19 protein-coding genes are annotated in these 21,828 nt (G+C 60.8%); 5 read left to right on the forward strand and 14 right to left on the reverse strand.

The window, feature by feature from the left end:
• Positions 1–96 precede the first annotated feature (96 nt).
• The 5 genes from AC1Q8Q_RS17570 to leuS all read right to left on the reverse strand — a co-directional run bounded on the left by AC1Q8Q_RS17570 (position 97) and on the right by leuS (position 6,176).
• Complete coding sequence (locus tag AC1Q8Q_RS17570) at positions 97–1,419, reverse strand: lytic murein transglycosylase (RefSeq protein WP_033044787.1); 1,323 nt, start codon at positions 1,417–1,419, stop codon at positions 97–99.
• Between the two features lie 62 nt (positions 1,420–1,481).
• The gene (gene arfA / locus AC1Q8Q_RS17575; RefSeq protein ID WP_020798749.1) at positions 1,482–1,646 is read right to left on the reverse strand and encodes an alternative ribosome rescue factor ArfA; all 165 of its coding nucleotides are present in this window, start codon (positions 1,644–1,646) and stop codon (positions 1,482–1,484) included.
• 152 nt (positions 1,647–1,798) lie between these two features.
• Entirely contained in the window at positions 1,799–2,836 is a 1,038-nt protein-coding gene (gene holA, locus AC1Q8Q_RS17580; RefSeq protein WP_020798748.1) for a DNA polymerase III subunit delta, read from the reverse strand.
• Between the two features lie 39 nt (positions 2,837–2,875).
• Positions 2,876–3,481: an LPS-assembly lipoprotein LptE gene (locus AC1Q8Q_RS17585; RefSeq protein ID WP_020798747.1), complete on the reverse strand. Its 606-nt coding sequence runs from the start codon at positions 3,479–3,481 to the stop codon at positions 2,876–2,878.
• A gap of 88 nt (positions 3,482–3,569) precedes the next feature.
• A complete protein-coding gene (gene leuS, locus AC1Q8Q_RS17590; RefSeq protein WP_020798746.1) occupies positions 3,570–6,176 on the reverse strand; it encodes a leucine--tRNA ligase in 2,607 nt (868 codons plus the stop codon).
• A gap of 282 nt (positions 6,177–6,458) precedes the next feature.
• Between leuS and AC1Q8Q_RS17595 the strand changes: the two genes are divergently transcribed.
• Both AC1Q8Q_RS17595 and AC1Q8Q_RS17600 read left to right on the forward strand, forming a co-directional pair.
• Positions 6,459–6,779, forward strand: coding sequence for a hypothetical protein (locus AC1Q8Q_RS17595; protein WP_020798745.1), 321 nt, complete (start codon positions 6,459–6,461; stop codon positions 6,777–6,779).
• A gap of 105 nt (positions 6,780–6,884) precedes the next feature.
• Positions 6,885–7,646 carry a YdcF family protein gene (locus AC1Q8Q_RS17600; protein ID WP_020798744.1) on the forward strand — a complete coding sequence of 254 codons (762 nt, stop codon included), beginning with the start codon at positions 6,885–6,887 and terminating at the stop codon, positions 7,644–7,646.
• A 99-nt stretch (positions 7,647–7,745) separates the two neighbouring features.
• Here AC1Q8Q_RS17600 and lnt read toward each other — a convergent pair whose 3' ends face one another.
• The 5 genes from lnt to miaB form a co-directional block, all read right to left on the reverse strand.
• Positions 7,746–9,269: an apolipoprotein N-acyltransferase gene (lnt, locus tag AC1Q8Q_RS17605; protein WP_020798743.1), complete on the reverse strand. Its 1,524-nt coding sequence runs from the start codon at positions 9,267–9,269 to the stop codon at positions 7,746–7,748.
• A 16-nt stretch (positions 9,270–9,285) separates the two neighbouring features.
• The gene (locus AC1Q8Q_RS17610; protein WP_020798742.1) at positions 9,286–10,125 is read right to left on the reverse strand and encodes a CorC family transporter; all 840 of its coding nucleotides are present in this window, start codon (positions 10,123–10,125) and stop codon (positions 9,286–9,288) included.
• Positions 10,126–10,130: 5 nt separating this feature from the next.
• Positions 10,131–10,625 (reverse strand): rRNA maturation RNase YbeY, encoded by a 495-nt coding sequence (ybeY, locus tag AC1Q8Q_RS17615; protein WP_020798741.1) that lies wholly within the window; start codon positions 10,623–10,625, stop codon positions 10,131–10,133.
• Entirely contained in the window at positions 10,618–11,622 is a 1,005-nt protein-coding gene (locus AC1Q8Q_RS17620; RefSeq protein WP_020798740.1) for a PhoH family protein, read from the reverse strand. Before AC1Q8Q_RS17620 ends, ybeY begins: the two co-directional genes overlap by 8 nt.
• 183 nt (positions 11,623–11,805) lie before the next feature.
• The gene (gene miaB, locus AC1Q8Q_RS17625; protein WP_020798739.1) at positions 11,806–13,131 is read right to left on the reverse strand and encodes a tRNA (N6-isopentenyl adenosine(37)-C2)-methylthiotransferase MiaB; all 1,326 of its coding nucleotides are present in this window, start codon (positions 13,129–13,131) and stop codon (positions 11,806–11,808) included.
• A gap of 135 nt (positions 13,132–13,266) precedes the next feature.
• Here miaB and AC1Q8Q_RS17630 point away from each other — a divergent pair, with 135 nt between their 5' ends.
• Positions 13,267–13,596: a DUF1820 family protein gene (locus AC1Q8Q_RS17630; protein ID WP_008066015.1), complete on the forward strand. Its 330-nt coding sequence runs from the start codon at positions 13,267–13,269 to the stop codon at positions 13,594–13,596.
• Positions 13,597–13,700: 104 nt separating this feature from the next.
• Here AC1Q8Q_RS17630 and AC1Q8Q_RS17635 read toward each other — a convergent pair whose 3' ends face one another.
• The 4 genes from AC1Q8Q_RS17635 to AC1Q8Q_RS17650 form a co-directional block, all read right to left on the reverse strand.
• Positions 13,701–14,255, reverse strand: a complete 555-nt coding sequence (locus AC1Q8Q_RS17635; RefSeq protein WP_020798737.1) for a tetratricopeptide repeat protein — start codon at positions 14,253–14,255, stop codon at positions 13,701–13,703.
• A 218-nt stretch (positions 14,256–14,473) separates the two neighbouring features.
• The gene (gene hemL, locus AC1Q8Q_RS17640) at positions 14,474–15,757 is read right to left on the reverse strand and encodes a glutamate-1-semialdehyde 2,1-aminomutase (protein ID WP_168758991.1); all 1,284 of its coding nucleotides are present in this window, start codon (positions 15,755–15,757) and stop codon (positions 14,474–14,476) included.
• A 15-nt stretch (positions 15,758–15,772) separates the two neighbouring features.
• Positions 15,773–16,396, reverse strand: coding sequence for a thiamine phosphate synthase (gene thiE / locus AC1Q8Q_RS17645; protein ID WP_020798735.1), 624 nt, complete (start codon positions 16,394–16,396; stop codon positions 15,773–15,775).
• Positions 16,397–16,426: 30 nt separating this feature from the next.
• Positions 16,427–17,224 carry a hydroxymethylpyrimidine/phosphomethylpyrimidine kinase gene (locus tag AC1Q8Q_RS17650; protein ID WP_008052407.1) on the reverse strand — a complete coding sequence of 266 codons (798 nt, stop codon included), beginning with the start codon at positions 17,222–17,224 and terminating at the stop codon, positions 16,427–16,429.
• Between the two features lie 352 nt (positions 17,225–17,576).
• On the opposite strand from AC1Q8Q_RS17650, the gene AC1Q8Q_RS17655 reads away from it, so the two are divergent.
• Together AC1Q8Q_RS17655 and AC1Q8Q_RS17660 are read left to right on the forward strand one after the other, a co-directional pair.
• Positions 17,577–19,961 carry a 7TM diverse intracellular signaling domain-containing protein gene (locus AC1Q8Q_RS17655; protein ID WP_492615287.1) on the forward strand — a complete coding sequence of 795 codons (2,385 nt, stop codon included), beginning with the start codon at positions 17,577–17,579 and terminating at the stop codon, positions 19,959–19,961.
• A gap of 74 nt (positions 19,962–20,035) precedes the next feature.
• Complete coding sequence (locus AC1Q8Q_RS17660; RefSeq protein WP_168758989.1) at positions 20,036–21,685, forward strand: acyl-CoA dehydrogenase family protein; 1,650 nt, start codon at positions 20,036–20,038, stop codon at positions 21,683–21,685.
• Positions 21,686–21,828 lie beyond the last annotated feature (143 nt).

The raw sequence follows: 21,828 nt of genomic DNA on the forward strand, positions 1-21,828 counted from the left end.
GCTCGCGATGGTCGTGAACGATAATGCGGGAAATCTGACACCCCGCGGTGTTCTCGGGTTCATCGCGAGCATGCTCGCTCCTACAGCGATAAAGCTTTAGCGGTTACGCAACCCTTCCAGCAATTTGTGCGTCGGATACCCGTCTGCCGGCCAGCCAAATGACTGCTGGGCGCTACGGATCGCCTTGCGGGTGTTGGCACCAATGATCCCGTCGGCAGTGCCCGCATCGTAGTTCTGCGCACTCAGCAGGTTTTGCAGTTCGATCCGTTCGGTGCGGCTCAGGGGTAGATCATCCTTGGGCCACGTGCCGCTGATCAGCCCTGCGCCATTGAATCGCTCGGACAGCAGGCTCACCGCCAGGGCGTAGGACGACGAGTTGTTGTACTTGAGAATCGCGCGGAAGTTGTCGAGCACCAGGAAGGCCGGGCCGCGGTAGCCTGCTGGCAACAACAGCGCCGCGGACAATTGCTCGGAGCCTGCCGGGAACTGGCCGCCGTTTGGCAGCACTACGCCCATTTGCCGCCATTCGGCAACGCTCTTGCGAATCGAACCATCGGCGAGAACGTAGTTGAAGTTGCCCGGCAACTGCACTTCGAAGCCCCACGGCTGGCCTTTTTGCCAGCCGGAGCTTTGCAGGTAGTGGGCGGTCGACGCCAGGGCGTCGGTGGCGCTGCCCCAGATATCGCGGCGACCGTCGCCATCAAAGTCCACGGCGTGAGTGTTGTAGGTGGTCGGGATGAACTGGGTCTGGCCCATGGCGCCCGCCCAGGAACCCAGCATTTTGTCGGGTTCGATATCGCCTTGCTGGAGGATTTGCAGGGCGGCGATCAATTGTGCGTGAGCGAAGCCTGGGCGGCGGCCTTCGTAGGCCAGGGTTGCCAGGGAGTTGATCACCGACTTGCTGCCCTGGAACTGGCCGAAGTTGCTTTCCATGCCCCACACCGCGACCAGCGCCTGGCGGTCGACGCCGTAGCGTTGTTCGATGCTTTGCAGGATGCCAGCGTACTGGTCGACCAATGCCTGGCCTTTGCGAACGCGCAGCGGCGACAGGGCGCCATCGAGGTATTCCCACACCGGTTTTGCGAATTCCGGTTGGCTGCGGTCGGCACGGATCACGGCCGGGTCGAAGCTGACATTGGCGAAGGCGCGGTCGAACAGGCCGGCACTGATACCGGCGGCCAGGGCGTCCTTGCGAAAACCCGCCTGCCATTCGGCAAAGGTCTGGGTTGGCTGGATGTCGAGGTTTTCACCGCTCGGAACCACGGGCGCGGTGACTGCCGGAGCGGTGGCGACAGGGAGGGTCTGAATTGGCTGGGCGTCGGCGGCGGTGGGTTTTTCCGCGCAGGCGACTAGCAAAATGAGGCTGGAGGCAGCAATCAATTGGCGAAACTGCCAACGACGGGAAAGACAAAGGGGCATGCACGGGTCCAGGGCAAACGAATCAGGTACAGACCTTAACATGTTGAGCGAATGCTTGCCTTTCAGGCCGCCAGAAAGTAAGAAGCCTCCCAGTTGTCAGACTGGAAGGCTTCGCGGCGGTAGCTGCCTTTGCCTTTGCCGGCGCGTTCCTGGCGGCTGCGGAACAAGGGCTGGGCGACGATGGATTTGGCCTTGTTGGGGCCATGTTTAGATGGCTTTCTGCTCATGATGGGCTCTCGCAAGTGGAGTGGTTTTTGCGGGGCAAATCATCGGCCGAATTTGGGGTTCTGTCTAGTCCCTACAATATGTAGGACCTTTCGGACGCCTTCCCTGTAGGAGCGAGCATGCTCGCTCCAACAGGGAACGAAGGCGCCAAGCCTTATTCTGCGGGCAACGACAGTTTCTGCCCAGCCATCAACAGCGTCAGGCGACTCAAGCTCATCCACGGCGAACCCGCCGCCTGGCCCTTGATCTGTGCGTCGATGCGCTGGGCTTCGAGCAACAATTGCGCCCAGCGTTGTGCCGAATAACGTTGCAGGGCTTTGCTCATCAGCGGTTTACGCTTGTCCCACACCGGCGGCCTGGCCTGGCTGAAGGCCTTGTCCAGTGGGGTACCCTGGCTGTATTGCAACGAAATATTGGCCAGCAGGCGTAGTTCCCGGGCCAGGGCCCACAGAATCACCGGGGGCTCGACACCTTCACCGCGAAGTCCTTCAAGCATGCGCAGCGCATGGGCGGCTTCGCCATTGAGAATGGCGTCGGTCAAGCCGAAAACATCGAAGCGCGCACTGTCGGCCACCGCGGCCTGTACGGTTTCGATGGTGATCTGGCCGCCTTCGGCCATCAGCTTGAGTTTTTCGATTTCCTGGGCGGCGGCCAGCAAGTTGCCCTCCACCCGTGCGGCGATCAGCTCGACGGCGTCCTGGCTGGCGGATAGCCCGGCCTGGGACAAACGTTGCCGGATCCAGCTGGGCAACTGGTTGGCATCCACCGGCCAGATCTGGACGAACTGGGTCTGCTGGCCTTCGACCAGCGCCTTGCCCCATTTGGTTTTCTGCGCACTGCCATCGAGCTTCGGCAGGCTGATCAACAGCACCGTGTCTTCGGCCGGGCGCGAGCAGTATTCAATGAGTGCAGCGGCACCTTTGTCGCCGGGTTTTCCGGAAGGCAGGCGCAGTTCCAGCAGGCGTTTTTCGGCGAACAGCGACATGCTGGCGCCGGCTTGCAGCAAGGTACCCCAGTCGAAACTGGCGTCGGCGGCGAACACCTGGCGTTCGTCGAAGCCTTGTTGGCGAGCCGCCGCGCGGATGGCGTCGGCGGCTTCCTGGCACAGCAAGGGGTCGTCGCCACTGATGACGTAAACCGGCGCGAGGGCGCCTTGCAGGTGTTTGGCGAGTTGGGCGGGAGCGAGCTTCATAAGAGAGGGCAAACGGGGCGCCACAGCGCCCCGTAAGTCTTACTGCCGAGGCAGGTCGATGGGCGACTGACGCGGCGTGTTCGCCTCAGCCTTCTGCGCCGCTTCCAGTGCCGCGGCTTCCGCCTTGGCCTTGGCTTCGGCAGTCTGCTGCAACTGGTCCAGCTGGGCCGGGGTAAATTGCTGCAGGCGCAACATCATGCGTTGAACCAGCTCGCGACGCATTTCCTTGCGAGCGTCGGCGGCTTCCTGGTCGGAACCTACCAGGTTGTTGCCGTCATGGATGAACACCTTCTGCACTTCGAGCTTGTCGTTGAGCAGGGGCAGGTTGCCCTGGCCGCGAATGTCATAGCTGAGCACCGTGCTCAGTTGATATTCGCCCGTACGACCGGCGCCAGCGTAGCTGAGGATGCGCTGGGATTCCTGCTGGTCGGTCAGGATGAGTTTGTAAGGGGCGCCGTTGTAGACCTTGACGCCGCTGCTCACCAGCATCTGGCGCAGTTGCGTCACGGTATCGCCGTAGGCGTCGCGGGCGCTCAGGTCAAGTTCCTTGAGTGCCAGGTCGGTGGTGCCGGTGCCGCGCAGCTGGAAGCCGCAGGCGCTCAACAGGACCGCGAGCCCTATCACCAGCAAGTTGCGTTTGATCATTGTGTTGCTCCCCTTGAAACCATGTGGGCCAATCGAGCGGCCCGTAAGGTTTTGTTCGGCGCCCGGCACGGCCAGGCGCCTGATCCAATTAGCTGGCGACGATGTTGACCAGTTTTCCGGGCACCACGATCACTTTGCGAATGGTCAGACCATCGACGAAACGCAGCACGTTTTCGTTGGCCCGTGCGGCGGCTTCGACTTCTTCGCGAGTAGCGCTGGCCGGCATTTCGATCTGGCCGCGCAGCTTGCCGTTCACCTGGATAACCAGCGTCAGGCTGTCTTGCACCAGCGCGCTCTCGTCCAGCACGGGCCAGCCGGCATCGATCACCGGATCGGCGTGACCCAGGCGATGCCACAGCTCGTGGCAGATGTGCGGCGTGATCGGTGCCAGCAGCAGGGTCACGGTTTCCAGGCCTTCCTGAACCAGCGCGCGATCCTGCTCGGTGCCTTGTGCGGCTTTTTCCAGCACGTTCATCAGCGTCATCACCTGGGCGATGGCGGTGTTGAACTTATGGTTCTGGCCGACGTCGTGGCTGGCCTGCTTGATCGCCTGGTGGATCGAACGACGAATGGCTTTTTGCTCGTCGTTGAGGCCGGCAACGTCCAGCTGGCCCGGCAGGCCTTGGGTGACGTGCGCTTGGGCCAGGCGCCAGACGCGCTTGAGGAAGCGGTGTGAACCTTCTACCCCGGAATCGGACCATTCCGCGCTCATGTCAGGCGGCGAGGCGAACATCATGAACAGGCGGCAGGTGTCGGCGCCGAACTGGTCGATCATCGACTGTGGGTCAACACCGTTGTTCTTCGACTTGGCCATCTTCTCGGTGCCACCGATTTCCACCGGCAGGCCGTCGGCGATCAGCTTGGCGCTGATGACTTTGGCCTTGCTGTCGCGCTCGAGCTCGACGTCCGCCGGGTTGAACCAGGTGTAGGCGCCGTTGGCTTCACGACGGTAGTAGGTCTCGGCGATCACCATGCCCTGGGTCAGCAGGTTCTTGAACGGCTCGTTGGAACTGACCAGGCCTTCGTCGCGCATCAGTTTGTGGAAGAAGCGCGCGTAAAGCAGGTGCAGGATCGCGTGTTCGATGCCGCCGATGTACTGATCCACCGGCAACCAGTGGTCGGCTGCGGATTTTTCTACCAGGCCACCCTCGAAGTGCGGCGAGGCGTAGCGGGCGTAGTACCACGAGGACTCGACGAAGGTGTCCATGGTGTCGGTTTCACGCTTGGCAGGCTGGCCGCATTTCGGGCAGCTGCACTCGTAGAACTCGGGCATGCGCGCCAGTGGCGAACCGGCGCCATCGGGAACGACGTCTTCCGGCAGTACGACGGGCAATTGATCTTCCGGCACCGGCACGTCACCGCAAGTAGTGCAGTGGATGATCGGGATCGGGCAGCCCCAGTAACGCTGACGGCTGATGCCCCAGTCGCGCAGGCGGAACTGGGTGCGCGAAGCGCCGAGTTCTTTCTTGATCAGTGCGACTTCGATGGCGTCGAAGGCGCCGACGAAGTCGAGGCCGTCGAACTCGCCGGAGTTGATCAGCGTGCCGTGCTCGCCGTAGGCGTCTTGCCACGGGGCAGGGTTGGTGTCGCCTGCACTTGTACGAACCACGGATTTGACCGGCAGGTTGTACTTGTGGGCGAACTCGAAATCGCGTTCGTCGTGCGCCGGAACCGCCATGACTGCGCCGTCGCCGTAATGCATCAGCACATAGTTGGCGACCCATACTGGCAGTTTTTCGCCGGTCAACGGGTGCTCGACGAACAGGCCGGTTGGCAGGCCTTTTTTCTCTTGGGTCGCAACGTCGGCTTCAGCAACGCTGCCGCCCTTGCATTCAGCAATGAACGCTTGCAGCTCGGGGTTGTTTTGCGCGGCCAGGGTGGCCAGGTGGTGCTCGGCGGCCACGGCAACGTAGGTCGCACCCATGAGGGTGTCCGGACGCGTAGTGAAGACTTTCAGGGTGCCGGCTTCGCCGATGGAGTCGACGTTGTACGGGAACTGCACTTCCATGCCGCGGGATTTGCCGATCCAGTTGCGCTGCATGGTCTTGACCTGCTCAGGCCAGCCAGTCAGTTCGTCGAGGCTCTCCAGCAGCTCATCCGCGTAGGCGGTGATCTTGAAGTAGTACATCGGGATTTCGCGCTTTTCGATCAGCGCGCCGGAACGCCAGCCGCGGCCGTCGATCACTTGCTCGTTGGCCAGGACGGTCTGGTCGACCGGGTCCCAGTTAACGGTGCCGCTTTTTTTGTAGATCACGCCTTTTTCGAACAGGCGAGTGAACAGCCATTGTTCCCAGCGGTAGTAATCGGGCTTGCAGGTGGTCACTTCGCGCGACCAGTCCACCGCCAGGCCCAGGCTGCGCAACTGGCTTTTCATGTAGGCGATGTTTTCGTAGGTCCACTTGGCGGGCGCTACGTTGTTCTTCATCGCGGCGTTTTCCGCCGGCATGCCAAAGGCGTCCCAACCCATGGGTTGCAGGACGTTCTTGCCTTGCATGCGCTGGTAGCGGGAGATCACGTCGCCGATGGTGTAGTTGCGCACGTGCCCCATGTGTAGCTTGCCGCTGGGGTAAGGGAACATCGACAGGCAGTAGTAAGTCTCCTTGCCTGGCTGTTCACTGACTTCAAAGGACTTTTGCTCATCCCAGAATGACTGGGCGGCGGCTTCGATTTCACGGGGCTGATATTGTTCGTGCATGGCTACTTTTGAACTGAATAGGGGTGGCCTAATCCTCTTCAATGCGACGCTGGACGGTGAACACGCCAATTTGGCGTTTTTCGTTGCCCAGAGGAGCTGGAAGTGGAGTTACAGGAAGCGCCGTAGCATACATGACCGCACTCTATCGAGGGAAACCCTGATTACTGCCGCGCGTCTCGTGAAAACCGCTGCGAGGGCCGTTGGTCGCGGCGTCCAGCCGGTTTGTCGATGGAAGCTAAGCTCTAACTGGGGAGTAGTTCTTATCTTCCAATGAGGTGAGGGATGGTTGAGTCACGGCAAAAAGTTACAAAACCGGAGCTGTACGAAAGACTGATTGACCGTCTTGGAATGGCCCTGGATGCGGCGAAAACCGCTGGCCGGTTGCGTGATGAGCGTCCACTGGAGCTGGAGTTGCGTGGCCTGAGCCCCGCAGAGTTTGCATTGGTCAAGGCGTACCTCGATCGCAGTGAGCGTGAGACACACGGATGCTTGTCTGAGGCAGTGAAGCAACTCGACGCACCACGCACAGCCAAAATTATCTGGCTCAAGGACAAAGTAGCTGGCAGAGACGCGGTAAAGGTCCGGTCCCTGCAGTGCAAATAAGGCATAGAGCCATGCTCCACGGTATTTTGAAGCATAGTCCTTGCGTATTTATTGTCGCATTGCGTCAACCCACTTAGGCTTCGGGCATCTTTAAGGAGATGCCCGATGCCTTTTCGCTATTTCGTCAAACACCTTCTGATGCCGCCCGGCGTTCTTATCCTGTTGCTGGTGCTCGCCTGGTGGTGGCGCCGCTCAAGACCGCGACTTGCCGCTGGGTGCTTCGCCCTGGGCGTGGGTGGTTTCTGGTTGATGAGCCTGCCAGTCATGGTGCAGTGGGGCGCCGGGCTTCTTGAGCGTGAGGCACCCTTGGCACGCGACGAATGGGCAACGTTGGCCCAGCGCGCCGATGCGATCGTAGTGCTGGGCGCCGGGCGGGAGCGGGGCGACCTGGCGTGGGGCAGTGATCAACCCACCGGGGTGGCACTTGAGCGAGAGCGCTATGCCGCTCGCTTGGCAAAGGCTTCGGGCTTGCCGATCCTGACCAGTGGCGGATTGCACTATGGCACGCCGCCCACCGAGGCCAAGCTGATGGCGGACTCATTGCACGATGATTTTGGCGTGGCGGTGCGTTGGCAGGAAGGGCGAAGTCGCACCACCTGGGAGAATGCTACGTTCAGCGCCGAGGTCTTGTTGCCTGAAGGCATCAAGCGCGTGGTGGTGGTTACCCAGGCCTGGCACATGCCGCGAGCGGTCTGGAGTTTTCAGAAGGCCGGGTTTGAAGTGGTGCCGGCGCCAGTGGGATTCTTGAGCGTGGACAACGCCGAGCCCCTGGGCGGATGGATGCCGGAGTTCAAGGCGATCTGGCGCAGTGGGCAGTTGTTGAATGAGGCTGCGGGGCAGGTCGGGTATTGGTTGTTCTACCGCTGAAGATCAAAGGATCGCAGCCTTCGGCAGCTCCTACATTTGGAATGCAATCCCCTGTAGGAGCTGCCGCAGGCTGCGATCTTTTGCAGGCGCCACAAATATTCAGACGGTCTTGGCCATCCGGCTGGCAATCAACGCCCAGCCAAACAACAGCACACACACAATGATCAGCGGCCATGAACGCCATTGCAGGTACGGTGTGAGGTTGTGCATGGGCACCACTTCGCCGTACAGGATGCCGCGTTCGAACTGCGGGATCTGCGTGGTGATCTGGCCGAACGGGTTGATCAGGCCGGTCACGCCATTGTTAGTGGCGCGGATCATCCAGCGGCCGGCCTCGAGCGCGCGCATTTGCGCCATCTGCAAGTGCTGCAGCGGGCCGATGGACGTGCCGAACCAGGTATCGTTGCTGATGGTCAGCAGCAGGTCGCTTTGCGCGGCAAGGCCGGCGGCGAACTCTGGATACACCACCTCGTAGCAGATAAACGGCGCAATCTGGTACCCCTTGGCCTGCAGCATGGCCTGGTCGGAAGGGCCGCGGGCAAAGTCCGACATGGGCAGGTCGAAGAACGCGATCAGGCCACGCAGCACATCCTGCAAAGGCACGTACTCGCCAAACGGCACCAGCTTCTGCTTGAGGTAGGTGCCATCGCCTTCGCCGACCACGGTAATGCCGTTGTAAAAGCGTTTTTCGTGATGGACCATTTCGCGGATCGGCACGCCGGTGATCATGGCCGAATCCCGTTCGGCGGCGAATTTGCCCATCATGTCCAGGTAGCCCTGGGCAGACTCCTTGAGCACCGGGATTGCGGTTTCCGGCCAGATCAGCAAGTCCACCCGTTTCGAGCTGAAGCTCATGTCGCGGTACAGTTCCAATTGCGCGTTGAGCTGCGCCGGGTCCCACTTCATGCTCTGTTCGATGTTGCCCTGAAGCGCCGCGACACTCAGTGGCGCGCCTGATGGGCTGGTCCAGGCGTATTGCTTGAGCGCCATGCCGGCCACCCATGGGCCAGCGAGCAGCGCAATGCCCACGGCGATGAAACCTTTGCGTCCGGTGCGCACCAGGCGCATGGCGTTGTAGATCAAGGCGGCCGTCAGGGCCAAGGTAAAGGATATCAGCCACATCCCGCCGACAGGCGCGAGGCCGGACAGCGGGCCGTCAAGCTGGCTGTAGCCGGAGTAGAGCCATGGGAATCCGGTCAGGAACCAGCCTCGAAATGCTTCCTGGCCGACCCACAGCGCCGCAAATGCCAAGCTGTCCGCCAGCGGTGCTTCGTTGCGTCGCAGCCAGCGCGCCCAAATCCAGGCAGGCAGGGCGAAGAACCAGGCAATCGCCGCGGTGAAGATCAACATCAGGAAGCCGGCCAGCAGCACCGATGCACCACCGAAGTGATGAATGCTGTAATAGATCCAACTGGTACCGGCGCCAAACAGGCCGAAGCCGAAACACCATCCACGGCCCAAGGCCTGCCGGGGATTCAGTTCACGCAAGCCGGCATAGAAAAGCCCGACCGCCAGCAGTGCCAGTGGCCAGATATCGAACGGCGCCAGGGCCAGGGTGGTGATTGCACCGGCCGCCACGGCCAGCAGGTTACCGGGCCAGCCGGGGCGGGTTGTCCAGCGCATTTCAATCCTTAGGTTTTTACCGGGCGATAGGTGTCAGTCGCAGCAAATGAATCCGCCGACTGTCGGCGTTCAGGATGCGAAAGCGATAGGCGCCGATTTCGGTGATTTCGTTGCGTTTTGGCAGGTGCCCGAACGCGCTCATCACCAGGCCACCCACGGTGTCGAACTCATCGTCGGAAAATTCGCTGTCGAAGAACTCATTGAAGTTCTCGATCGGCGTCAGGGCCTTGATCAGGAAGTCGCCGCTGGGCAGTGGCTTGATGTAGCTGTCTTCTTCGACGTCGTGTTCGTCTTCGATGTCGCCGACGATCTGTTCCAACACGTCTTCGATGGTCACCAGGCCTGCCACGCCGCCGTATTCGTCAATGACGATGGCCATGTGGTTGTGGTTGGCGCGGAACTCACGCAACAACACGTTCAGGCGTTTGGATTCCGGCACGAAGGTAGCCGGGCGCAGCAGGTCCTTGATGTTGAAGCTGTCGCCGTTCTCCCTGAGGATCAACGGCAGCAAGTCCTTGGCCAGCAGCACGCCCATCACGTCATCGTGGCTTTCGCCGATCACCGGGTAGCGGGAGTGGGCCGAATCGACCACGGCAGGCAGGAACTCGCGGGGTGTCTGGGTCGCCTTGATGCTGATCATCTGTGAGCGCGGGACCATGATGTCCCGTACTTGCAGGTCGGCAACCTGGATAGCGCCTTCGACGATGGCCAGCGCTTCGCTGTCCAGCAGTTTGTTCTGATGTGCATCGCGCAGCAGCTCCAGCAGCTCCTGGCGGTTCTTCGGCTCGTGGGCAAAAGCCTGGGTGAGCTTACCCAGCCAAGACTTCTGCCCGTTGCTCGATCGATCTTCGCTCATAGCGATTACTCTGAATCCTTTGTTGTTTCGGTAGGGGATAAATCGGTTTCGTCGTCCGCGTACGGATCGCGATAGCCCAGTTCTGCAAGCAACGTTCGTTCCAGTGCTTCCATCTCTTCGGCTTCGTCGTCATCTATATGGTCGTAACCCAGCAGATGCAAGCAGCCGTGAATCACCAGGTGCGCCCAATGGGCCTTGAGCTCCTTGCCCTGCTCGACGGCTTCTCGCTCGACCACGGCCACGCAGATCACCAGGTCGCCCAGCAGCGGGATGTCGAGGAACTCGTCCGGCACATCGGCAGGAAACGACAGGACGTTGGTGGCGTAATCCTTTTGTCGCCAAGTGTTATTCAGTTCGCGGCCTTCGGCTTCGTCGACCAGGCGAATGGTCATCTCGGAGTCGGCGCTGCGCTGGCGCAAGGCCAGTTCGCACCATTGGCGGAACTCGGCTTCGCTGGGGGCGGGCGCTTGAGTCGCAATTTGCAGATCAAGCTCAAGCATCGCGTCGGCTGTCCTTTGGCGTTTCATCGATGGCACGATTTTCGAAACGCTCGTAGGCCTCGACAATGCGCTGCACCAGCGGGTGACGCACGACGTCCTTGGGCATGAAATGGGTAAAGCTGATACCCGGAACATCCTTAAGCACTTCGATCACGTGGTGCAGCCCGGACTTGGTGCCTTTAGGCAGGTCGACCTGGGTGATGTCACCGGTGATGACGGCGGTGGAGCCGAAACCGATCCGGGTCAGGAACATTTTCATCTGTTCGACCGTGGTGTTCTGGCTTTCGTCGAGGATGATGAAGCTGTTGTTCAGCGTACGGCCGCGCATGTACGCCAGTGGGGCCACTTCGATCACCTGGCGCTCGATCAGCTTGGCGACGTGTTCGAAACCGAGCATTTCGTAGAGCGCGTCATAAAGCGGGCGCAAATACGGGTCGATTTTCTGCGACAAGTCACCGGGCAGGAAGCCGAGCTTTTCACCGGCTTCGACCGCCGGGCGCACCAGCAGGATACGCCGGATCTGTTCACGCTCCAGGGCATCCACTGCGCAGGCGACGGCCAGGTAGGTCTTGCCGGTACCGGCCGGGCCGATGCCGAAGTTGATGTCGTTGCCAAGGATTTCCTTCACGTAGCGCACTTGATTCAAGCCGCGAGGGCGAATCATGCCTTTCTTGGTGCGCAGGGCGACGGAGGCATCGGCAGGCGAATGATTGTCCAGCTCTTCGACGGCCGATTCCTGCAGGAACAGGTGAACCATGTCCGGCGACAGCTCGGTACCCTTGGTTTCCCGGTACAGGCGGCGCAGCAGGTTTTCCGCGGAGGTGGTGTGCTTACGCTCGCCGATCAGTTCGAACTGGTTTCCGCGGTTGCGGATCTCGATAGTCAGGCGCTGTTCGATCAAGCGCAGGTGCTCGTCGAACTGCCCGCACAGATTGGCAAAGCGGCGGGCCTCGAAAGGCTCGAGGATGAAACGATGTGGTTCGATGGGTGCGTTCAAGGTCGTATTTAGCCGCCCTGGGGCAATTGGGATGATTCAAGGATAGCGCCAGTGGCGCGGGTGCGAAAGCTCTTAAATATCGCAACGCAAAACACCGCCCTGTAGGAGCTGGCTTGCTGGCGATAGGGGCGCCACGGTACATCAGGCGCACCGCGTTATCGTTCATCGCCAGCAAGCCGGCTCCTACATCAACGAGCCCCGCAGCGAGTGCGGCTGTGCGGCGTCGATGTGCACATCGGCAAACTGGCCGATCAGGGTCGGATTGTCGCAGCGGAAGTTGACGATACGGTTATTCTCGGTTCGCCCTTGCAGCTCGCCAGGGTCTTTCTTGGAGTAATCGGTTACAAGAATCCGCTGAGTCGTACCGACCATTTGTCGGCTGATTTCAAAGCCCTGCTGGTTCAGGCGATGTTGCAGGGCGTTCAAGCGCTCTTTTTTCAGCTCTTCCGGGGTTTCATCGACCAGGTCGGCGGCCGGAGTGCCCGGGCGCTGGCTGTAGACGAACGAATAGGAGAAGTCGAAACCGACGTCCTGAATCAGCTTCATGGTTTGTTCGAAGTCTTTCTCGGTTTCGCCGGGGAAACCAACGATGAAGTCCGAACTGATGCAGATGCCCGGCACGGCAGCGCGCAACTTGCGCAGTTTGGATTTGTATTCCAGCGCCGTGTGGTTGCGTTTCATCGCCGCGAGGATGCGGTCCGAACCCGATTGCACCGGCAGGTGCAGGTGTTTCACCAGCTCCGGTACTTCGGCGTGGGCCTGGATCAGGCTGTCGGAGAATTCCAGCGGGTGCGAGGTGGTGTAGCGGATGCGGTCGATGCCATCGACTGCGGCGACCACGCGGATCAGTTCGGCCAGATCCGCCAGGCGACCGTCATGGGTCTTGCCGCGATAGCCGTTGACGTTCTGCCCCAGCAGCGTCACTTCGCGCACGCCGTGTTCGGCCAGGTGAATGATTTCGGCAATCACGTCGTCGAACGGGCGGCTCACTTCTTCACCGCGGGTGTAGGGCACCACGCAGAACGTGCAGTATTTGCTGCAACCCTCCATCACCGACACGTAGGCGCTCGGGCCATCGATGCGTGGCTCGGGCAAGTGATCGAATTTTTCGATTTCGGGGAACGAGACGTCGACTTGCGGCAGCTTGGTGATGCGCGCGGCGTCGATCATTTCCGGCAGGCGGTGCAAGGTCTGCGGGCCGAATACCACGTCGACATAGGGCGCACGGTCGCGAATGGCGGCGCCTTCCTGGCTGGCTACGCAACCGCCGACGGCGATTACCATGTCCGGGTTGGCCAGCTTCAGCTCGCGCCAGCGGCCCAGTTGGGAATAGACACGGTCCTGGGCGCGCTCGCGGATCGAGCAGGTGTTGAGCAGGATCACGTCGGCGTCTTCAGCGCGCGCCGTGACTTCCAGGGCCTGGTGTTCGCCCAACAGATCGACCATGCGCGAGCTGTCGTACTCGTTCATCTGGCAACCGTGGGTTTCGATGTAAAGCTTCTTGGCCATGGATAGAGTCATCACGTGATTCAAAGAACCGCGCATTATAGGGAACATGCACTCAGGTTCCTACCGCTGCGCGTCCGGCGGCTATGCTATAGTTCGCGCCCTCATTTTTATCCCCCGATGTGTTGCTCGCCCACCATGACCAAACGTGAAGCTCCAATCTACAAGGTGATTTTCCTCAATCAGGGCCAGGTGTTCGAAATGTACGCCAAGCAGATCTATCAAAGCGATCTGTGGGGCTTCCTGGAAGTGGAAGAGTTCGTCTTTGGCGAGCGCACACAGGTAGTCGTAGACCCGAGCGAGGAGAAGCTCAAGGCCCAGTTCGAAGGGGTCGTGCGCAGTTTCGTGCCAATGCATTCGATCGTGCGCATCGACGAGGTCGAGCGCCTGGGTACACCGAAAATCAGCGAAGCCCGCGGCACGGTCGGCAATGTGATGCCGTTTCCGGTGCCGATGCCTGAGAAGTAGTCTTCAAGACCGAGTCGCCTCATTCGCGAGCAGGCTCGCTCCCACAATAGATCAACTGTGGGAGCGAGCCTGCTCGCGAAGGGGCCGTCAGATCAATACTGAAGTCAGGGAAGCGGCGCGAACGGCGTCCGCCCATCGGCACTCTGCAATTCCATCAGGTATTTACGGAAGATTTGCCCCAGCACCTGAGTGGCGACTTCCAGTTCCTGGCGCGGCATCTTCTCGGCGACTTCGTCGGCCGTGTCCAAGGCTTCTTCCGCACCGTTGACCGCCGCCATCTTCAGTACGATGTACGCCTGAATATTATTGGCCGGTACGCCCTCGCCGTGAAAGAACATGGTGCCGAGTTTGAATTGGGCCTGCGCATGGCCTTGCAGCGAGGCTTTTTCGAAGTAGTTCAGGGCTTTATTGAGATCGCGTGGCGCGTTATTCCCATCGTAGTAGAACTCACCCAACTCGTATTGCGCTTGGGCATCCCCTTCATCCGACGCTTTCTGGCAGGCAGCCAGTGCCTGTTCCAGGTCTTGCGGCTGGGTATTGAGGGTGCAGCGACCCATCGCTGGGATTAACAACGAGTTACCGCCTGCTTGTGCGAGCGCGAGCAGGGGCTGAAGGAGCAACAGGCAGCCCAGTGAAAGGGCGCGGCCGGTGCGGTTCATGGGAATCGACTTACCTCTGAGGGGCGCGCGGACCCATCGAGGGGATCCAATAAGCGCGCATTATGAAATAAGCAGGGCCAACCTTACAAAGTCTTTACTCGTTTTTCTGCTGCGCGGGAAATATATCGGCCACTTAACAGGGATTATTAGCAGATGAGCAGGAAAAAGGGCAGGAGTGAAGGCTGACGCCGGCAATGGCCAGCGTCAGCGCTACGGCGTTACTTCAGCGCAGCAAAGGCGCGCTCGGCGGCATCCAGGGTCAGTTTCAGCTCGACTTCGCCGTGGGCGATCGAGGTGAAGCCGGCTTCGAAAGCGCTTGGCGCCAGGTATACGCCACCTTCGAGCATCAAGTGGAAGAAGCGGCCGAACAAGGCGGCATCGCTGGCCATCACGTCGTCGAAGGTCACAATGTCGTCGGCACCGCTGAAGTACAGGCCGAACATGCCACCGGCCTGGGTGGTCACGAAGGGAATACCAGCCGCATCGGCACGCACTTGCAACCCGTCGAGCAGGCGAGTGGTGTAGTCGGTCAGTTCGTCGTGGAAGCCCGGGCGGCTGATCAGGCGCAAGGTGGTCAGGCCCGCCGCCATCGCCAGCGGGTTACCCGACAATGTACCGGCCTGGTATACCGGACCCAGCGGGGCGATACGCGACATGATTTCACGCTTGCCGCCAAAGCAACCGACCGGCATGCCGCCGCCAATGATTTTGCCGAAGGTGGTCAGGTCCGGTGTCACGCCGTAGTGAGCCTGGGCGCCGCCAAGGGCAACACGGAAACCGGTCATCACCTCGTCGAAAATCAACACCACGCCGTGCTTGTCGCACAGGGTCCGCAGGCCTTCGAGGAATCCTGGGGCCGGCGGCACGCAATTCATGTTGCCAGCGACCGGTTCGACGATGATGCACGCCACGTCCTGACCGACTTCGGCAAGCATGGCCTCGACGGCATCAATGTCGTTGAATGGCAGGGTCAGGGTGTGTTTGGCGAACGCGGCGGGTACACCCGCCGAGCTCGGCACGCCTTGGGTCAAGGCCCCGGAGCCGGCCTTGACCAGCAGGCTGTCGGAGTGGCCGTGGTAGCAGCCTTCGAACTTGATGATGCTGTCGCGACCGGTAAAGCCACGGGCCAGGCGGATCGCGCTCATGGTCGCTTCGGTGCCGGAGCTGACCATGCGCACCATTTCCATCGACGGCACCAGCGAGCAGACGAGATCCGCCATCTGGGTTTCCATCTCGGTCGGCGCGCCGTAGGACAAGCCGTGTTCAAGCTGCTTGCGCACGGCATCCAGGACTTGCGGGTGACTGTGGCCCAGGATCATCGGGCCCCAGGAACCGACGTAGTCCACATAGCGCTTGTCGTCTTCGTCGGTGACGTAGGCGCCTTCGGCATGCTTGAAGAACAACGGCGTGCCGCCAACGCTCTTGAATGCACGGACCGGCGAGTTCACGCCACCGGGGATGTGTTTCTGGGCATTGGCAAACAGGGTTTCGGAACGAGACATGATCGGGCTCTCAAATCAGATTTTCAGTAATTCGTTAAAGGCGCGGGCGCGGCGGGTCACTTCAGCCGTGCTCTCGGCGCCAAACAGGCCATGTACCACGGCGAGCAGATCGACCCCATGGGCCACTAGCGGGGCGGCGTTGTCGAGGGTGATGCCGCCGATCGCGCAGATCGGCAGATGCAGTTTGCTGCGGGCCTGGTCGAGCAGGTCGAGACTGCAGGTCGGGGCGCCGGGCTTGGTGTTGGAATTGAAGAAGCGGCCGAACGCGACATAACTGGCGCCTTCCCTGGCGGCTTGCTCGGCCAATTCAAGCTGCGCGTGGCAGGTCGAGCCGATGATCGCTTTGGAGCCGAGCAGGGCGCGGGTCGGCGACAGCGGGCCATCGGTCTGGCCCAGATGCACGCCCACGTTCAGGCGGGCCGCCAGCTCGGCGTCGTCGTTGATGATCAACTGGGTCTTGTAGCGTTCGCACAGGTCGCGCAAGGCTTCGGCTTCACGCAAACGACGGGCCTCATCGCTGCTCTTGTCGCGGTATTGCAGCAGGGTGACGCCACCTTCCAGCGCCGCCTCCACGTACGAAAGAAATTTACCGGCCAGCAACTGGCTGTCGGTAATGGCGTACAGGCCACGTAGTTTCATCAAGCAAGCCTCACCGCAGCTAATAGAGAGTTACGAACAGAAGTCCAGTGGCAGGCGGCGTGGCACGAATTGGCCTTTGCCCAACTGCTCCGCATCGCGCAGGGTGCGCCACGTGTAGTTAAGTGCAGTCTGTACGGCGCTGGCGAGGTTTTCACCTTGGGCCAGACGGCCGGCAAGCGCACTGGCCAAGGTGCAACCCGAGCCGTGATAGCTGCCCGGCAAACGTTGACAGGTGTAGGTTTCGCGCAAGCCGTCGCGGCTGTACAGGCGGTTGTGGATTTCGGTTTCGTCGCCATGGCCGCCGGTGATCAGCAGGTGTTTGACGAACGGCAGGAGTTTTTCAGCGCACTCATCCGCGGTGCCTTCAGGCAGTTCGGCGAGGATACGGGCTTCGGGAAGGTTGGGGGTGGCGATGATCGAGAGCGGCAGCAGGCGTTCGCGCATGGCGTAGCCGACTTCGTCCTTGCCCAGTCGACCTCCGCCACCGGCGCGCAGTACCGGGTCACAGACCACCGGCAAGTGCGGGTGCGCCGAAAGCAGTTCGACCACGGTGTCGACCATTTCCAGGGAGCCGAGCATGCCGAGCTTGACCGCCGCGACTTCGGAATCGTTGAGCACGGCATTGGCCTGGGCCAACACCCACTCACGGTCGAGCACGCGAAAGTCAGTGACATTGACGGTGTCTTGCACGGTCAGGGCGGTGACGGCCGGAGCCGCATGGCAACCCTGAGCGAGCAAGGCTTCGATATCTGCCTGCAAGCCGGCGCCACCACTTGGGTCGTGGCCGGAGAGACAGAGGACAACGGGGCGAGAGCTGTAGATATTCATGGTGCGCGAGCTTACCACCAAACATCTTTTTTCGAAGCCCGCCGCGCGACAGTCAAAAGATCGCAGCCTTCGGCAGCTCCTACAGGGTCTTCAGCTCGACGCGAAAACCGTAGGAGCTGCCGAAGGCTGCGATCTTTTGATTTTGTGACCAAACCAAACGCTCTATCTCAATAATTTTCGCTGGAACTACCGTTCTAGAGCCTTTGTGTGAAAAATTTCGGTAGTGCTCATTAGCCATCAACGGCTATGCTAGAGTGGATCCAAACCAATAACAGGTATCACCGGTTTTACGTCTACTCAAAAGGAATGGGGGGCTTCCTGACAAGACCGGACAGGCCATGCTGGGGCATAAATGCGCTATTTGCTGATGTTTGTGTTGTGTTTGCCCCTCTTGGCGAACGCCGTTGAGTTCAATGAACTCACCCGAAGCCTTCCCCTCGGGCGAACCCTGCAAGTGTTTGAAGACGCGGGTGGTCAGGCGACTGTCGCGGATATTCGTGCGCAGGCGGCAGCTGGCAACTTCAAGGCGCATGACAAGACCACCCTTAATGCCGGCTATTCGCGCTCGGTGTTCTGGCTGAAAATCGACCTGCATTACCGCCCTTCAAACCCGACTGCGCAACGGACCTGGCTACTGGAGTTGGCTTACCCACCGCTCGATCACCTTGACTTGTATCTGCCTGACGCGAGCGGCAACTATCAATTGGCCAGGCAAACCGGCGACGCCTTGCCGTTCGCCAGTCGTGAAATACGCCAGAACAACTATCTGTTCACTTTGGAATTTACGCCTGGCCAAGCGCAAACCCTGTACTTGCGCCTGCAAAGCCAGGGGTCGATCCAGGCGCCGGTTACGTTGTGGTCCAGTACGGCCTATCTCGAAGACCAACCGGTGCGCCTCTATGTGTTGGGGCTGATCTACGGTGTATTGCTGGGCATGCTGGTCTACAACCTGTTCATTTACCTCAGCGTGCGCGATACCAGCTATCTCTACTACATCTTCTACATCGCCTCGTTTGGCTTGTATCAGCTGTCGGTGAACGGCGCGGCCGTGCAGTATTTCTGGCCAGACAATCCCTGGTGGGCCAACGCTTCGACGCCTTTTTTCATCGGTTGTGCCGGATTGTTCGGTAGCCAGTTCGCCCGCAGCTTCCTGCAGACCGCCACCCTCAGCCGCTGGATGGACCGATTGCTGCTGGCGTTGGTGGCATTCAGCGCGCTGGTGGTCGGGTTGTCCCTGATGACCAGCTATGCCTTGGCCTTGCGCCTGGCCACGACCCTGGCCCTGACCTTCACGGTGGTGATTTTTGCCGCGGGGATTTTCGCCTGGTTGCGCGGGTTGCGGGTTGCGCGCTATTTCATCATTGCCTGGTCGGCGTTTCTGCTAGGCGGCATCATCAATACATTGATGGTGCTCGGTTACCTGCCGAATGTGTTCCTGACCATGTACTCCAGCCAGATTGGCTCGGCCATCGAAGTGGCGCTGCTGTCCATGGCCCTGGCCGACCGTATCAACGCCATGCGCGAGCAGCAGGCGCAAACCCTGCTCGACGCCGGGCAAAAACTTGAGGCGCTCAACCAGCAGCTGGCACACAGCAACAAGCTCAAGGACGAATTCCTCGCCACCCTGACCCACGAATTGCGTACGCCCATGAACGGCGTGATCGGATCGCTGGAGCTGATGCAGACCGTCGAGATGGACCCTGAGCTGGAGCAATATCAGCAAACGGCTGCGGGATCGGCGCGGGACATGATGCGCATGGTCAATGGCATTCTCACCCTGACCGAACTGCAGGCGGGCAAGCTCAAGGCTTCTGCGACCACCTTCAGCTTGCGCAACGTGGTGGAGGCATTGCGTGCCCAGTTCTACGGCAATGCCGCGAGCAAGTCGCTGGACTTCAAGGTCGACGTGGCACCGGGTGTGCCGGATCGCTTGGACGGCGATAGCGCCAAGCTGGCGCAATGCCTGGAGTGCCTGCTGGATAACGCCATCAAGTTTACCCGGGTCGGCGGGCTGGCGTTGCGGGTCACCGGGAAACCAGTCAACCCAGAGCGACTGGCGTTGTCCTTTGCGGTGATCGACACCGGTATCGGCTTCACTGACCTTGGAGAGGCGACGATGTATCAGCGCTTCTTCCAGCTCGATGGTTCGATGACGCGCGAGTACGGCGGCCTGGGTGTCGGCCTGGCCATCTGCCGGCAACTGGTGGAATTGCTTGGCGGACGCCTGACGCACCGCTCCGAGCCCGGGCGCGGCAGCCGTTTCCAGCTTGATGTCGAATTTGACATTGCCACACCGCAGCGACCTGCCACACCGATCGCGACGCGGGAATCGCCACGGCTGCGCCAGCCTCAGGATTGCAGCGTATTGCTGGTGGATGACAACAACGTCAACCAGTTGGTGATGCGCGGCATGTTGCTCAAGCTCGGGTTTCGCGTGCGCACCGCCGACAGCGGCCTGGCCGCGCTGGATTTTTTGCAGCGCGAAACCTTCGATGCGGTGCTGGTCGATTGTCAGTTGCAAGCGCTCGACGGTGTTTCCGTGTGCTGCCGGATCCGGGCATTGCCCGGTTACGCGCAAGTGCCGATATTCATGATCGCCCTGGGGACTGAGCTGGAGCGCTGCGAGAGCGGCGCGATGATTGACCATTTGAGCAAGCCGGTGAAATTCGAGGACTTGCAGGTCGCGCTTTATCGTCGCGTGCTCTGTTCAGAGCAGGGCGAAAGCGCCGACAGTTAGGCAGATATGACACTTTGATCGGCCAGGGGGCGGTGCTTAACTGAAGTCCCTTGGCTGAGCAAAGGAGCCCCGTCATGAACCTGCATCAGTTCGCCGAAACCCACGAAGTCACCAACCAGCCACCCTCGCTGGATGGCACCAACCTGTATCGCATCGACCTGCCCCTGCAGGAGTGGGCGCGGCGTTTCGGGGCCGGTTGGGCCGAATCGCGGATCGATGCGTACGGCGCGCTCGCCGGCGGACCGTTGATGGCGGCGGGTTTCCTGGCCAATCAGAACAAGCCGATTTTCAGCAGTCATGATCGCTATGGACATCGTATCGACCTGGTGGAGTTTCACCCGGCCTATCATGAATTGATGCGCGCAGCGATCGAGCATGGCCTGACCTCGTTGCCCTGGGCGCATCCGCAGTCCGGTGCGCATGTCGCCCGCGCCGCCATGACCTACCTGCATAGCCAGGCCGAAGCCGGCAGCGGTTGCCCATTGACCATGACCTTCGCCAGCGTCCCGGCGTTGCGCCTGCAACCGGACCTGGCGGATCAATGGCTGCCGAAGATCCTGTCCACGGAATATGACCCGCGCAATGTCGGCATGGCCCACAAGGCCGGCGTCACGATTGGCATGGCCATGACCGAGAAGCAGGGCGGCACCGATGTCCGCGCCAATACCACCAAGGCTTATCCGGTGGGCGCCAGCGGTCCTGGCCAGGCGTACGAACTGGTGGGGCACAAGTGGTTCTGTTCGGCGCCCATGTGCGATGCCTTCCTGACCCTGGCGCAGACGGACAAGGGGCTGACCTGTTTCCTGCTGCCGCGGCATCGTCCGGACGACACGCGCAATCAGTTCTACATCCAGCGCCTGAAAAACAAACTCGGCAACTGTTCCAACGCCTCCAGCGAAGTGGAGTTTCGCGGGGCCTTGGCGTGGATGGTCGGTGAGGAAGGGCGCGGCGTGCCGACGATCATCGAGATGGTCGCCATGACCCGTTTCGATTGCATGGTCGGCTCAAGTTCGTTGATGCGCCAGGCGCTGACCCAGGCCAGCCACCACTGCGCCCACCGCAAGGTTGGCGGCAAGTTGCTCAGCGAACAGCCCTTGATGCAGAACGTGCTGGCGGACCTGGCGCTGGAAAGCGAAGCCGCCCTGGCCTTGAGCCTGCGCATGGGGCGGGCGCTCGATCATCTGGACGACTCACAGGAAGCCAAGTTCGCCCGGCTGGTGACAGCGGTGGGCAAGTACTGGATCTGCAAGCGCGCGCCGGCCATGATCAATGAAGCCGCTGAATGCATGGGCGGGGCGGGGTACGTGGAAGACAGCATCTTGCCGCGCCTGTATCGCGAGGCTCCGGTGAACTCGACCTGGGAAGGCTCCGGCAACGTGCAATGCCTTGATGTGCTGCGCGCTTTGTCCAAGGAACCGGGCGTGCTCGATGCATTGTTCAGCGAATTGGGTGATGGTCATGGCGATAAACGCCTGGCCGCGCACATCGCCCAATTGCAGTCGGCCTTCAAGGATACCGACGATATTCAATACCGTGCCCGGCAGTTGACCGAAGACATCGCCCTTGGGTTACAGGCGAAGCTGTTGTTGGAGGCGGGGAATACGGCGGTGAGTGACGGGTTTATCGCCAGTCGCCTGAATGGCGGTGGGCGGGTTTATGGCGGGTTGCCGCGTGGGTTGAATGTGGAAGCGATTGTTGCTCGTTCGACTCCGCAAGGTTTCTGAACTGTGGGAGCGAGCCTGCTCGCGAAAACGATCTGTCAGCCACATCGATATTGGATGTGCCATCGCCTTCGCGAGCAGGCTCGCTTGTATGGTAGGACTTGAAGGGAGGAGGAGGGACAAGGCTCGATTCTGACTGTTGACGC

This window comes from Pseudomonas sp. GW823-FHT06B06 (genome assembly GCF_058795195.1).